The organism is Acidovorax sp. (assembly GCF_016783915.1).
In the GTDB taxonomy this organism is placed as follows: domain Bacteria; phylum Pseudomonadota; class Gammaproteobacteria; order Burkholderiales; family Burkholderiaceae_C; genus Acidovorax.
Genome location: NZ_JADHVT010000133.1, coordinates 1 through 12,957, shown reverse-complemented (window position 1 = coordinate 12,957; position 12,957 = coordinate 1). Strand labels below are relative to the sequence as shown.

Here is a 12,957-nt window from a genome sequence, read left to right as displayed (position 1 = left end):
CGCACGGCGTTCACACGGATGCCCTCGGCCGCTACCTCGCGCGCCAGGCCGATGGTGAAGGTGTCGATGGCGCCCTTGGCGGCCGCGTAGTCCACATACTGATGGGCCGAGCCCAGGCGCGAGGCGGCGCTGGACACATTGACGATGGCACCGCCGCTGCCGCCGTGGCGCGTGCTGATGCGCCGCACGGCTTCGCGGGCGCAGACGATGCTGCCGATCACGTTGGTGTCGAACATGCGGCGCAGGCGCTCGGTGCCCATCTCGTCCACCCGGGCGGTCACGTCCACCACGCCGGCGTTGTTGACCAGGGCGCTGATGCGGCCCAGCTGCGTGTCTACCGCCTGGAACATGGCCAGGATGTCGGCCTCGTTCGCCACATCGGCCTGCACGGTGATGGCGGTGCCGCCGTCTGCACGGATGGCATCGACCACGCTCTGGGCGGCCGCCTCGTTGGCGAGGTAGTTGACGGCCACGGCCCAGCCATGTTTTGCGGCCAGCCGTGCGGTGGCGGCGCCAATGCCCCGGCTGGCGCCGGTGATTAGTGCGATCTTCTCCATGGGGTGGGGTCTCCTGCAAGAATGGCGCATTGGAACAGGTTCTGCACCCCGCCGCGCAGCGCCCTCACCCATAGCGCAGAGCCTCTGCGCACCATACGTACCAAATCCAAGGAGCATTCAGCATGGGACAGTTTGTTGATCTGACGTCGAGTGACGGTTTTGTGGCCCCCGCCTGGGTGGCCAGGCCCGAGGGCACCCCCCGTGGCGCCGTGGTGGTGCTGCAAGAGATTTTTGGCGTGAACTCGCACATCCGCTCGGTGGCCGACCGCTATGCCGCCAGCGGCTACCTGGCCGTGGCGCCGTCCACCTTCCACCGCGTCCAGCAGGGGGTGGAGCTGGGCTACACCGGTGACGACATGCAGGCCGGCATGGGCCTGAAGGCCGCCGTCGAGGCCCTGCCCGCGCCGGGCGTGATGCCCGACATCCAGGCCGCCATCGACTACGCCGCGCAGCACAGCGGCGGCAAGGTGGGCATCGTGGGCTACTGCTGGGGCGGCCTGCTGACCTGGCGCTCGGCCTGCCAGCTGCAGGGCCTGTCGGCTGCCGTGCCGTACTACGGCGGTGGCGTGACCACACCAGAAGAAGTGGCTCGCACCCCCAAGGTGCCGGTGCTGGCCCACTTTGGCGAGCGCGACCACTGGATTCCACTCGATAGCGTGCAGGCCTTCGGCAAGGCCCACCCGGAGGTCGAAGTGCATGTGTACGCCGCCGACCACGGCTTCAACTGCGACCAGCGAGGCAGCTACGACGAGGCCGCCGCCAACACGGCCCGCGAGCGCACCCTGGCCTTTTTTGCCAAGCACCTGGGCTGAGACCGCCCCAGTGACCGCGACACGATAGCGAACGACCAACGGGGGTGATCATGGCGGATTTCAGGCGTTTTTGGTCCCAAGCGCTAGTCCGTCATGCGCTGGCAGCTATGAGTTTGATAGCGCTTTGCACCACCACCCACGCGGCCGACTACACCGGCCCCCTGTTCGACGCCCACCTGCACTACAACGAGGAAGCCTGGGACGGCCGCTCAGGCCCGCACCCACCCGCCGATGTGCTGGCGCGCATGAAGGCCAGCGGCGTGCGCGCCATCGTGGCCAACTCGCGGCCCAATGCCGGGTCGCTCACCCTGGCGGGCCTGCCGCAGACCCGTGAGGCCGGTGTGATGGTGGTGCCGTTTGTGCGGCTGTACCGCAACCGTGCCGACTACACCGGCTGGTTTGCCGACGACACCATCTACGACATGGTGCAGACCGAACTGGCCCGGGGCACACCGGCCGGCCCGTACCGGGGCCTGGGCGAATTCCATCTCTACGACAGTGCCAACGCCAACGGCCCCGTGGCCAAAAAGCTCATGACCCTGGCCGAACAGCGTGACCTGGTGGTGCTGGCCCATGTGGACGACACCGCCATCGACCTGCTGATGGCCAACACCCCGTCCCAAGGCCAGAAGGCCCGGCTGATCTGGGCCCACACCGGCATTGGCGGCGCGCCTGTGGAGCGGGTGGACGCCCTGATGGCCCGCTACCCGGGCCTGGTGGGTGAACTCTCGTACCGCCCCGGCCTGGTGTGCGACGACAACCAGCTGTGCCCCGCCTGGCGCGCGCTGCTGCTCAAGTACCCCACGCGCTTCGTGGTCGGCTCGGACACCTGGGTCAACCAGCGCTGGCAGCACTACGAAAGCCTGATGCAGGGCTACCGCCAGTGGCTGGGCGGCCTGCCCGCCGATGTGGCGCGCAAGGTGGCGTGGGACAACGCGGCGGGGTTGTTTGGGGTGGCCCGGCCATAAGGCACTGGAACGCATGACCCTTCCTGTTTTTGGGTGACGCACGCTGATACGGGCGCTGACCCAAGCCAGGGATGCCAAGCAAGGGCCGCCCCGCAGCGAGGGCATCGTCCCCCTTCCCGGCGAAGCCGAGAGAAGGGGGAAGGCCCGAAGGGCCTCAGGGGGATGTTCCTATCTTGTCCTGGCCAGATACCGCTTGCGCCAGAACAGCAGCACCAGCGACACCGCGATGAACACCATCGACCCCATGGCCCACCAGAAGCCATCGGCCTTGTGCACCAGTGGAATGAACTCGAAGTTCATCCCGAAAATGCCCGCAATCAGGTTCAGCGGCAAAAACACGGCCGTGAGCGCCGTGAGGGTGCGCATGATGTCGTTGGTGCGGTTGCTCTGCACCGAAAAGTGCATCTGCACGGCGGTTTCGGTGCTCTGCTCCAGGCGCCGCACGTGGTGCACCACGCGCTCGATGTGCTCCAGCACGTCGCGGCTGCGCACCTTGAGCAGGTCCAGCTCGCGCAGGCCTGCCGGTGTGTCGGGCAGGGCCCAGGTTTCCAGCGCGTCGATCCAGTCCTGCACGGCGGTGCGCTGGTCTTCGCAGATCTCGTCCAGCATGTGCAGCGACAGGCGTGCTTCGAGCAGGGAGGTCCAGTTCACGTACCGGGCGCGGGGCTTGAGCAGTTCGGTCTGCCAGTGGTCCAGCTGGCGCGTGAGCTCGCGGCGCAGGTCCAGGTAGCCGTCCACCATCTGGTTGACCACGCGCAGCATCAGGTCGGCCGGGCTGGTGGGCAGCCGGGCGCCCGAGATCGGGCTGCTGCGGCCCTCGCCCATGCCGGGGCTGGCGTGGGCGTTGCCGTGCGCAGCGTGGCTGGCGCTGGTGCCATTGGCCGGCGTCGCGGCCAGCAGTCGCGTCGCGTAGGCATCGCGCACCGCGCAGTCGGTGGGGTGCACGGTCAGCAGCAACTGGTCAAACACCGCAAACCCCACGGGACTGGTGTCGATGCGCCGCAGCACGGGCGGGCCGCTGCGTTTGACGGGTGCGTTGGGGTTGTCGGGCTCTGCCGCAACGGCGGGTGGGGCAGGGGTAGGCTGCGCGGCATCTCCCTGCGCGGTGGCCAGGCGGCGGAACACCAGCAGGTCGTACTGCGAGGTGTAGTCGTAGTGCGAGGGCAGCTGGGCGTTGAGCAGGTCGGACACGTGCAGGTCCACCAGCTGCAGGCCCGTGAGCAGCTGCAGGTGCTGCTGAATTTCGGCCAGCCGCAGCTGGAAGGCCGGGCGTGCGCAGGCAATCCACACAAAGCCCTGTTCTGGCAGGTGGTGGGGCAGGGCCGTCAGCTCCTGTACGCCGCTGCTGTGGATATGAAAGATGCGCATGGACACCGTGGTTTTCAGTCAAAAGCGCACGTAGCGCTAGTGGAATATGCGCTGGCAGCTATTATTTTTGTAGCTTGCGTGCCACGTCGCGGGCAAAGTAGGTCAGCACGCCGTCGGCGCCCGCGCGCTTGAAGGCCAGCAGGCTTTCCATCATCACGGCGTCGTGGTCCAGCCAGCCATTGGCTGCGGCGGCCTTGATCATGGCGTACTCGCCGCTCACCTGGTAAGCGAAGGTGGGCACCTTGAACTCGTCCTTCACGCGGCGCACGATGTCCAGGTAGGGCATGCCGGGTTTCACCATCACCATGTCAGCGCCTTCGGCGATGTCGATGGCCACCTCGCGCAGGGCCTCGTCGCTGTTGCCTGGGTCCATCTGGTAAACGTTCTTGTCGGCCTTGCCCAGGGCGCCGCGCGTGCCCACCGCGTCGCGGAACGGGCCGTAGAAGGCGCTGGCGTATTTGGCGCTGTAGGCCATGATGCGGGTGTGGATGTGGCCCTGCACCTCCAGCGCCTCGCGGATCGCGCCGATGCGGCCGTCCATCATGTCGCTGGGGGCGACGATGTCCACGCCCGCCTCGGCATGTGTGAGCGCCTGGCCGGTGAGGATCTCCACCGTCTCGTCGTTGATGATGTAGCCGGTCTCGTCCAGCACGCCGTCCTGGCCGTGGCTGGTGTAGGGGTCCAGCGCCACGTCGGTCATCACACCCAGGTCCGGAAACTCCTTCTTCAGCGCCCGCACCACGCGCGGGATCAGGCCGTCGGGGTTCAGGGCTTCCTTGCCGTCCGGTGTCTTGAGCGACGGGTCAATCGCCGGGAACAGCGCCAGCACCGGAATACCCAGCTTCACGCAGTCCGCGGCCACGGGTAGCAGCAGATCGAGGCTCAGCCGGTCCACGCCGGGCATGGAGGTCACGGCCTCGCTGCGGCCCTGGCCCTCGTGCACGAACACAGGGTAGATCAGGTCGTCGGCGGTGACCACGTTCTCGCGCACCAGGCGGCGGGTGAAGGCATCGCGGCGCAGGCGACGGGGGCGGTTCTGGGGGAAGGGGGCAGGGCTTTGGAGATGCATCACCAGATTATGAAGCCCTCCCTGGGACACCGTGCGCCTGGCATGGGGGCGGCGCCACGCTCTGGAAGGGCCAAGCCGGAGCCCCGGTTGCGCGGGGGATGGGGCGGCGGTCGTTGGCGCTCCTGCGCGCTGTGGAAAAGCCGCTTGTAACCCCCCGTGGCGAGTGCTAGATTGGTGCCGGGCGGCTTGCCGCCCCCCGCTTTTCCTCCCTGAGCGGGACCTGGGCTGCAGCGATGCGGAACAGGCTTTCCCGGCCCGGCGGATCTGCCGGGCTTTTTTTTGGTGCAGCGCCGGCCAGCAGGCAGGGCACCGTAAACTGCCCCCATGCTCTGGGTCAAAGCCTTTCACATCGTTTTCGTGGCCAGCTGGTTTGCTGGTCTGTTCTATCTGCCGCGCATCTTCGTCAACCTGGCGATGGTGGCGCCCGGCTCGGCCGCCGAGCGTGACCGCCTGCTGCTCATGGCGCGCAAGCTGATGCGCTTTACCACCCTGCTGGCGGTGCCTGCGCTGGGGCTGGGCCTGTGGCTGTGGCTGGGTTACGGCATCGGCCGGGGCCCTGGCAATGGCTGGATGCACGCCAAGCTGGCCGTGGTGGTGCTGGTCATCGGCTACCACCATGCCTGCGGCGTGCTGCTGCGCAAGCTGGCCGACGGCACCAGCCGCCGCAGCCATGTGTGGTTCCGCTGGTTCAACGAAGCGCCGGTGCTGCTGCTGCTGGTGGCCGTGGTGCTGGTGGTGGTCAAACCCTTTTGATGGAGACGCAGAGGGCGCATGCACAAAACCTCTGCCTGGCCGCTCGCGCTGACGTACACGGCGCTGATCGTTTTTGCCAGCCTGTTCCCGTTTGACGGGTGGCGCGAGCAGGGCATCGACCCCCTGGTCTTCCTGCTGGCCCGGTTGCCTCCGCCGTACTGGACGGGGTTTGACGTGGTCACCAATCTGGTGGGCTATGCGCCCCTGGGCTTTTTGCTGGCGCTGGGCATGTTGCGCTCGGGCTGGCGGCGTGTGCTGTGGGCGGTGGCGCTGGCCACGCTGGCGGGCACGCTGCTGTCGCTGTGCATGGAGTTCCTGCAGATCTACCTGCCCCGGCGCGTGCCGTCCAACCTGGACCTGGCGCTCAACGCGCTGGGCACGCTGGCCGGGGCGCTGAGTGCCGCCCTGCTGGAGCGGCTGGGGGCGTTGGACCGCTGGAGCGACTTTCGGGCGCGCTGGTTCGTGTCCGACGCTTCGGGCGGCATGGTGCTGCTGGCGCTGTGGCCGCTGGCGCTGCTGTTTCCGGCTGCGGTGCCGTTTGGCCTGGGCCAGGTGCTGGAGCGGCTGGAGGCCGCGCTCATCGACCTGCTGGCCGACACCCCATTTCTGGACTGGCTGCCCCTGCGCGAGACGGAGCTGGACCCGCTGTCACCCAGTGGCGAGCTGCTCTGCGTCATCTTGGGGCTGCTCATCCCTTGCCTGCTGGGGTATTGCGTGATCCGCCAGATGGGGCGGCGCGCCCTGTTTGCGCTGGCGGTGGTGGGCGCGGGGGTGACGCTCACCGCGCTGTCTGCGGCACTGAGCTGGGGGCCGGTGCATGCCTGGGAATGGATGGACCTGCCCGTGCGCGTGGGGGTGTGGGCGGCGCTGGCGTTGGCCCTTTTGATGCTGGCCCTGCCGCGCCGGGCCTGTGCCGCCGTGCTGCTGCTGGCGCTGACCTGGCACCTGGCGTTGCTGAATCAGGCGCCCACCAGCGCTTACTTTGCTCAGACCCTGCAGATCTGGGAGCAGGGCCGCTTCATCCGCTTTTATGGCCTGGGCCAGTGGCTGGGCTGGCTGTGGCCCTATGTGGCGCTGCTGTATGTGGTGTTTCGGGTGTCTAGGCGAGAGGGCGGGGCCTGAGTTGCAGGGCGATGGCCTCCGGCTTTCTGTGTGGCCGGGCAGGGTCTTGGGGCGTGGCCTCGCCCGCTTGGAGAGGCAGGGGTCCTTAAAATGCAGGGATGAGCGACACCCCTTCCGCACCGGCCGCAGCGCCCGGTTACTACCAGCGCCACATCTTCTTCTGCCTCAACGAGCGCACCAACGGGGAAGACAGCTGCGCGCACCACAACGCGCAGGCGGGTTTTGACCGCTGCAAGGCCCAAGTCAAGGCCGCTGGGCTGGCGGGTGCCGGCAAGGTGCGTGTGAACAAGGCCGGGTGCCTGGACCGCTGCGCGGGCGGCCCCGTGGCCGTGGTGTACCCCGAGGGGACCTGGTACACGTACGTAGATGCGGCGGACATCGACGAAATCGTCGAATCGCACCTCAAGAACGGCCAGGTGGTGGAACGCCTGGTCACGCCAGCGGAACTTGGCCGCTGAGCGCGGCTCCATCCCTGTCTTGGAACGATTTTGGCAGCAGGCGCTAGTGAATCATGCTCCTGTTGCTATTGATTGAGTAGCAAATCCGTGAATGCCCAGACCGAACGCCTGACCCTGTCCGGCCCCGCAGGCACCATCGAGGCCGTGCGCGACAGCGCCACCCTGGCCGATGGCGCGGCGCCCCGTGGCGTCGCTATCATTGCCCACCCGCATCCGCTGTTTGGCGGCACCATGGACAACAAGGTGGTGCAGACCCTGGCGCGCGCGTTGGTGCAGTGTGGCTGGACGGCGGTGCGCTTCAACTTCCGGGGCGTGGGTGCCACGGCCGGTGTGTACGACGAAGGCCGGGGCGAGTTGCAGGACCTGCTGGCGGTGGTGGAGCATGTGGCTCCCGCCGCTCAGGGCCAGCCCATCGCGCTGGCGGGGTTTTCTTTCGGTGCGTTTGTCACCAGCCATGCGTTGGCCGCCCTTTGGCCTACAGGTCGCGTGGAAAAAGCCGTGCTGGTCGGCACGGCCGCCAGCCGCTTCACCGTGGCCCCGGTGCCACCCGAAGCCCAGCTGCGCACGCTGGTCGTGCACGGCGAGCAGGACGACACCGTGCCGCTGTCTGCCGTGATGGACTGGGCCCGGCCCCAGATACTGCCTGTCACAGTCGTCCCTGCGGGGGGACATTTCTTTCACGGACAATTGCCGCTTCTGAAGAATCTGGTGGTCCGCCACCTGCAATCGGGCGCCTGAGGGGCGCCGCCCGGACTGGCTCCGGCCGCCCGCCATCCTCCCTCGCCTGCCTTTTCTTCCACTCCATTTTTTTGAGCCTCTCCAGCCCCTTCCTGCCCCATGAAACGAATCCTGTCTGCGTTGCGATCCCTGGCCGTCTTTGCTGCGGTGGCCCCTGCTGCCTTCGGTGCATATGCCCAGGCGCCCCAGCCCCCTGAAATCGCCGCACGCACCTATATGCTGGTGGATGTCACCGCCAACCAGGTGCTGGCCGCCAAGGACATTGACGCGCCGGTGGAGCAGGCCTCGCTCACCAAGCTCATGACGGGCTACCTGGTGTTTGACGCACTGCGCTCCAAGAAAATCGCGCTGGACCAGAAACTGCCCGTGAGCGTGCGCGCCTGGAAGATGCCTGGCTCGCGCATGTTCATCGACCCCAAGATGCAGGTGCCGGTCGAAGACCTCATCAAAGGCATGATCGTGCAGTCTGGCAACGACGCCACCATGGCGCTGGCCGAAGGTGTGGGTGGCACGGCCGAGAACTTCGTCAAGCTCATGAACGACCAGGCGCAGGCGCTGGGCATGAAGGGCACGAGCTACAAGAACCCCGAAGGCCTGACGGAGCCCGGCCACACCACCACGGCGCGCGACCTTTCCGTGCTGGCCATGCGGCTGATGAAGGACTTCCCGGAGTACATGCACTATTACTCCACCAAGCAGTACAGCTACCCCGGCACCCCGGTATCGAATGGCAGCAACCGCAATTCGCTGCTGTTCCGCGACCCCACGGTGGACGGCCTCAAGACCGGCCACACCGCTGCGGCGGGTTATTGCCTGGTGGCTACCTCCAAGCGTGAATTCCCCGGGGTGGGCCAGCGCCGCCTGCTGTCCATCGTGCTGGGTGCGGCGAGTGAAAACGCGCGTGCGAACGAAAGCCAGAAGCTGCTGAACTGGGGCTACACCGCGTTTGAGGCGGTCAAGCTGTTCGACGCGGGCAAGCCCGTGGCCACACCCGCCGTCTGGAAGGGCAAGGACAGCGTGCTGAAAATCGGCCGTGAGGAAGCCATCGTGGTCGCCGTGCCCGCAGGCAGCGCCGGCAAGATCACCACCCAGATCGCCCGCCCCGACCCGCTGGTGGCGCCTTACACCAAGGGTCAGGCCATTGGCACCCTCAAGGTCATGCTGGGCGACCAGTCTGTGGGCGAAGTGCCTCTGGTGGCGCTGGAGGCTGTGGAGCAGGCGGGCATTCTGGGCCGTGCCTGGGACGCCATTCGCCTCTGGATTAAATAAGGTGCATCCCCCTGAGGCGCTGTCGCGTTTTCACCCCTTCGCGGCGGGGCGGCCTTGCGCGACGGTCTCGGCTTGGGCCGCGCGCTTTCGACGGCTGCCTGCCTCCGTCTGGTGCCTGGCTTTCAAAGGGAAACCGCGTAGCGCTTGCCCGTTTGGGGGCTTGCTGCTACATTAGAAGGCTTTTCGGAATTTCCGAAGGGATTCACGTTTTCGCTTTCACGAAGCAAATTCACGTTTAGGGACGTATTTCATGCCAACCATTAATCAACTGGTCCGTCAGGGGCGCGAGGTCGAAAAGACCAAGTCCAAGAGCCCTGCGATGGAAAACTCTCCACAGCGCCGTGGCGTGTGCACCCGTGTGTACACCACGACGCCTAAGAAGCCTAACTCCGCTCTGCGTAAGGTCGCCAAGGTGCGCCTGACCAACGGTTTTGAGGTGATCTCCTACATCGGCGGTGAAGGCCACAACCTGCAGGAACACAGCGTGGTGCTGGTTCGCGGCGGTCGTGTGAAGGACTTGCCTGGTGTGCGTTACCACATCGTGCGCGGTTCGCTCGACTTGCAAGGCGTGAAAGACCGCAAGCAAGCCCGTTCCAAGTACGGCGCCAAGAAGCCCAAGGCCAAGTAAGCCCTGCGTTTTTTTTGCAAAGAATTTTCGGTGCTGTTTCCCGCGTGGCGCGGTGATGCAGCGTAGTGACCCCAAACGCAGGTGTTCTGCGCGGGTCGAGTAAGTGGGAGTTTTAATGACTCTCGCGGTGTCTGAAAAGACGCCAACTGAAGCAAAGATAGAGGTAAAAAATGCCACGTCGTCGCGAAGTCCCCAAACGTGAAATCCTGCCGGATCCCAAGTTCGGCAATGTAGAGCTGTCCAAATTCATGAACGTGATCATGGAAGGCGGCAAGAAGGCAGTTGCAGAGCGCATCATTTACGGCGCCCTGGAGCTGATCGAGAAGAAGCACCCCGACAAGGACCCTCTGGAAGCCTTCACCGTTGCCATCAACAACGTGAAGCCCATGGTGGAAGTGAAGTCCCGCCGCGTGGGCGGTGCCAACTACCAGGTGCCCGTGGAAGTGCGTCCTGTCCGTCGTCTGGCCCTGTCCATGCGCTGGATTAAGGAAGCCGCCCGCAAGCGTGGTGAAAAGTCGATGGCCCAACGCCTGGCCAACGAGCTGCTGGAAGCCACTGAAGGCCGTGGCGGCGCCATGAAGAAGCGTGACGAAGTGCACCGTATGGCCGAAGCCAACAAGGCATTCAGCCACTTCCGCTTCTAAAACGCGGATTTGCCCTGATATAGGTCCAAGGCTGCTGGCGTTTTGCCCGCAGCCTTGTGTCGATTTCAGGCAGTCACAAAATTGACGGGCTTTCTTGCCAGTATGGCTGCCCGACACCCTCTCCAATACGACCCATCAAGGATCCACCATGGCTCGCAATACCCCCATCGAGCGCTACCGCAATATCGGTATCTCGGCCCACATTGACGCTGGCAAGACCACGACCACCGAACGTATCCTGTTCTACACGGGCGTGAGCCACAAGATTGGTGAAGTGCACGATGGTGCTGCCACCATGGACTGGATGGAGCAAGAGCAAGAGCGCGGCATCACGATCACCTCGGCTGCCACGACCTGCTTCTGGAAGGGTATGGACAATACCTACCCCGAGCACCGTTTCAACATCATCGACACCCCCGGCCACGTGGACTTCACGATTGAAGTGGAACGTTCCATGCGCGTGCTGGACGGCGCCTGCATGGTGTACTGCGCCGTGGGCGGCGTGCAGCCCCAGTCGGAAACCGTCTGGCGCCAAGCCAACAAGTACAAGGTGCCTCGTCTGGCCTTCGTGAACAAGATGGACCGCACCGGTGCCAACTTCTTCAAGGTCTACGACCAGATGAAGCTGCGCCTGAAGGCCAACCCTGTGCCCGTCGTGATCCCGATCGGCGCCGAAGACAAGTTCACCGGCGTGGTGGACCTGCTGAAGATGAAGGCCATCATCTGGGACGAAGCTTCTCAGGGTATGAAGTTCAGCTACGAAGAAATCCCAGCTGACCTGGTGGAGTCCGCCAAGGAATGGCGCGAGAAGATGGTCGAAGCGGCTGCCGAAGCCTCTGAAGACCTGATGAACAAGTACCTCGAAGAGGGCGACCTCTCCGAAGCCGAGATCAAGCTGGGCCTGCGTACGCGCACGATCGCCACCGAGATCCACCCCATGCTGTGCGGCACCGCGTTCAAGAACAAGGGTGTGCAGCGCATGCTGGACGCCGTGATCGACTACCTGCCTGCACCGACGGACATTCCTGATGTGACCGGCACGGACGACGACGAGAATCCCGTCACCCGCAAGGCCGACGACGCAGAGAAGTTCTCTGCGCTGGCGTTCAAGCTGATGACTGACCCGTTCGTGGGTCAGCTGACCTTCGTACGCGTGTACTCGGGCGTTCTGACCAAGGGCGATACCGTTTACAACCCCATCAAGGGCAAGAAAGAGCGTATCGGTCGTATCGTGCAGATGCACGCCAACGAACGCCAGGAAGTGGAAGAAATCCGCGCCGGTGACATCGCTGCTTGCGTGGGTCTGAAGGAAGTGACCACGGGTGAAACCCTGTGCGACGTGAGCTCGCAGATCATTCTCGAGCGCATGATTTTCCCTGAGCCTGTGATTTCGCAAGCTGTGGAACCCAAGACCAAGGCCGACCAGGAAAAGATGGGCATCGCTCTGCAGCGTCTTGCTGCTGAAGATCCTTCTTTCCGCGTGAAGACCGACGAAGAATCCGGACAGACCATCATTTCCGGCATGGGCGAGCTCCACCTGGAAATCATCGTGGACCGCATGAAGCGCGAATTCGGCGTGGAAGCCAACGTGGGCAAGCCCCAAGTGGCTTACCGCGAAACCATCCGCAAGACCGTGGAAGAAGCCGAAGGCAAGTTCGTGCGTCAGTCCGGTGGTAAGGGTCAGTACGGTCACGTCGTGCTCAAGATCGAACCCAACGAAGCCGGCAAGGGCATCGAGTTCGTGGACGCGATCAAGGGCGGTGTGGTTCCTCGCGAGTTCATTCCCGCCGTGGAAAAGGGTATCAACGAAGCTGTCACGCAAGGCGTGCTGGCCGGTTACCCCGTGGTCGACGTCAAGGTCACGCTGCACTTCGGTTCGTACCACGATGTGGACTCGAACGAACTGGCGTTCAAGATGGCTGCCATCTTCGGCTTCAAGGAAGGTTGCAAGAAGGCCGGTCCGGTCATTCTGGAACCCATGATGGCCGTGGAAGTGGAAACGCCTGAAGACTACGCCGGCAACGTGATGGGCGACCTGTCCAGCCGTCGCGGCATGGTGCAGGGCATGGACGACATCCCGGGCGGTGGCAAGGCCATCCGCGCTGAAGTGCCGCTGTCTGAAATGTTCGGCTACTCCACGACCCTGCGTTCCGCAACGCAAGGCCGCGCTACGTACTCGATGGAATTCAAGCACTACAGCGAAGCACCTCGCAACGTGTCTGAAGCCATCATGGCAGCACGCGCCAAGTAAGTAAGCACTTCGCCTGGGCCCCAGTGGCCCGGGCTTTGATTTGTCTGCGATCCGGTGCCACCCTGTTTCCTGTGCGGGGTGATTCAGCAACCAGATGCAGACGTAAAACCACTACACAGGGATTGCTCTTTGGAGAATTGAAATGGCAAAAGGTAAGTTTGAACGCACCAAGCCCCACGTCAACGTGGGCACGATCGGCCACGTGGACCATGGCAAGACCACGCTGACGGCAGCCATCGCCACGGTGCTGTCCGCCAAGTTCGGCGGCGAAGCCAAGGCCTACGACCAGATCGACGCTGCGCCCGAAGAAAAGGCCCGCG

General features: G+C 64.8%; 14 protein-coding genes. 11 read left to right on the top strand and 3 right to left on the bottom strand.

What is annotated here, in order from left to right:
• Positions 1 to 557: SDR family NAD(P)-dependent oxidoreductase (locus tag ISS20_RS19325; RefSeq protein WP_291438652.1), on the bottom strand; the 557-nt coding region annotated here is incomplete at its 3' end.
• Positions 558 to 679: 122 nt separating this feature from the next.
• On the opposite strand from ISS20_RS19325, the gene ISS20_RS19320 reads away from it, so the two are divergent.
• On the top strand, positions 680 to 1,369 hold the full coding sequence (locus tag ISS20_RS19320) for a dienelactone hydrolase family protein (protein WP_291438650.1): 690 nt from the start codon (positions 680 to 682) through the stop codon (positions 1,367 to 1,369).
• Positions 1,370 to 1,476: 107 nt separating this feature from the next.
• Positions 1,477 to 2,337, top strand: a complete 861-nt coding sequence (locus ISS20_RS19315; protein ID WP_291438648.1) for an amidohydrolase family protein — start codon at positions 1,477 to 1,479, stop codon at positions 2,335 to 2,337.
• Between the two features lie 168 nt (positions 2,338 to 2,505).
• Here ISS20_RS19315 and ISS20_RS19310 read toward each other — a convergent pair whose 3' ends face one another.
• Both ISS20_RS19310 and hemB read right to left on the bottom strand, forming a co-directional pair.
• Entirely contained in the window at positions 2,506 to 3,705 is a 1,200-nt protein-coding gene (locus ISS20_RS19310; RefSeq protein WP_291438646.1) for a magnesium transporter CorA family protein, read from the bottom strand.
• A gap of 61 nt (positions 3,706 to 3,766) precedes the next feature.
• Positions 3,767 to 4,774, bottom strand: coding sequence for a porphobilinogen synthase (gene hemB, locus ISS20_RS19305; RefSeq protein WP_291438644.1), 1,008 nt, complete (start codon positions 4,772 to 4,774; stop codon positions 3,767 to 3,769).
• 324 nt (positions 4,775 to 5,098) lie between these two features.
• Between hemB and ISS20_RS19300 the strand changes: the two genes are divergently transcribed.
• The 9 genes from ISS20_RS19300 to ISS20_RS19260 form a co-directional block, all read left to right on the top strand.
• Positions 5,099 to 5,527, top strand: a complete 429-nt coding sequence (locus tag ISS20_RS19300) for a CopD family protein (protein ID WP_291438642.1) — start codon at positions 5,099 to 5,101, stop codon at positions 5,525 to 5,527.
• An 18-nt stretch (positions 5,528 to 5,545) separates the two neighbouring features.
• Positions 5,546 to 6,649 carry a VanZ family protein gene (locus ISS20_RS19295; protein WP_291438640.1) on the top strand — a complete coding sequence of 368 codons (1,104 nt, stop codon included), beginning with the start codon at positions 5,546 to 5,548 and terminating at the stop codon, positions 6,647 to 6,649.
• Between the two features lie 98 nt (positions 6,650 to 6,747).
• On the top strand, positions 6,748 to 7,107 hold the full coding sequence (locus ISS20_RS19290; protein WP_015012182.1) for a ferredoxin: 360 nt from the start codon (positions 6,748 to 6,750) through the stop codon (positions 7,105 to 7,107).
• 87 nt (positions 7,108 to 7,194) lie between these two features.
• Entirely contained in the window at positions 7,195 to 7,845 is a 651-nt protein-coding gene (locus ISS20_RS19285) for an alpha/beta hydrolase (RefSeq protein WP_291438636.1), read from the top strand.
• A 99-nt stretch (positions 7,846 to 7,944) separates the two neighbouring features.
• Positions 7,945 to 9,114, top strand: coding sequence for a D-alanyl-D-alanine carboxypeptidase family protein (locus tag ISS20_RS19280; RefSeq protein WP_291438634.1), 1,170 nt, complete (start codon positions 7,945 to 7,947; stop codon positions 9,112 to 9,114).
• A 250-nt stretch (positions 9,115 to 9,364) separates the two neighbouring features.
• Positions 9,365 to 9,742 (top strand): 30S ribosomal protein S12, encoded by a 378-nt coding sequence (gene rpsL, locus ISS20_RS19275; protein WP_015012185.1) that lies wholly within the window; start codon positions 9,365 to 9,367, stop codon positions 9,740 to 9,742.
• 170 nt (positions 9,743 to 9,912) lie between these two features.
• The gene (rpsG, locus tag ISS20_RS19270; RefSeq protein ID WP_005798541.1) at positions 9,913 to 10,386 is read left to right on the top strand and encodes a 30S ribosomal protein S7; all 474 of its coding nucleotides are present in this window, start codon (positions 9,913 to 9,915) and stop codon (positions 10,384 to 10,386) included.
• A gap of 148 nt (positions 10,387 to 10,534) precedes the next feature.
• Positions 10,535 to 12,637, top strand: a complete 2,103-nt coding sequence (gene fusA, locus ISS20_RS19265) for an elongation factor G (RefSeq protein WP_291438625.1) — start codon at positions 10,535 to 10,537, stop codon at positions 12,635 to 12,637.
• Between the two features lie 142 nt (positions 12,638 to 12,779).
• Positions 12,780 to 12,957: GTP-binding protein (locus ISS20_RS19260; RefSeq protein WP_291438518.1), on the top strand; the 178-nt coding region annotated here is incomplete at its 3' end.

Bases quoted from the DNA above. Each gene is read 5' to 3' on its own strand.
- ISS20_RS19320 (WP_291438650.1), top strand. From the start codon at position 680: ATGGGACAGTTTGTTGATCTGACGTCGAGTGACGGTTTTGTGGCCCCC.
- ISS20_RS19315 (WP_291438648.1), top strand. From the start codon at position 1,477: ATGAGTTTGATAGCGCTTTGCACCACCACCCACGCGGCCGACTACACC.
- ISS20_RS19310 (WP_291438646.1), bottom strand. From the start codon at position 3,705: ATGCGCATCTTTCATATCCACAGCAGCGGCGTACAGGAGCTGACGGCC.
- hemB (WP_291438644.1), bottom strand. From the start codon at position 4,774: ATGCATCTCCAAAGCCCTGCCCCCTTCCCCCAGAACCGCCCCCGTCGC.
- ISS20_RS19300 (WP_291438642.1), top strand. From the start codon at position 5,099: ATGCTCTGGGTCAAAGCCTTTCACATCGTTTTCGTGGCCAGCTGGTTT.
- ISS20_RS19295 (WP_291438640.1), top strand. From the start codon at position 5,546: ATGCACAAAACCTCTGCCTGGCCGCTCGCGCTGACGTACACGGCGCTG.
- ISS20_RS19290 (WP_015012182.1), top strand. From the start codon at position 6,748: ATGAGCGACACCCCTTCCGCACCGGCCGCAGCGCCCGGTTACTACCAG.
- ISS20_RS19280 (WP_291438634.1), top strand. From the start codon at position 7,945: ATGAAACGAATCCTGTCTGCGTTGCGATCCCTGGCCGTCTTTGCTGCG.
- rpsL (WP_015012185.1), top strand. From the start codon at position 9,365: ATGCCAACCATTAATCAACTGGTCCGTCAGGGGCGCGAGGTCGAAAAG.
- rpsG (WP_005798541.1), top strand. From the start codon at position 9,913: ATGCCACGTCGTCGCGAAGTCCCCAAACGTGAAATCCTGCCGGATCCC.
- fusA (WP_291438625.1), top strand. From the start codon at position 10,535: ATGGCTCGCAATACCCCCATCGAGCGCTACCGCAATATCGGTATCTCG.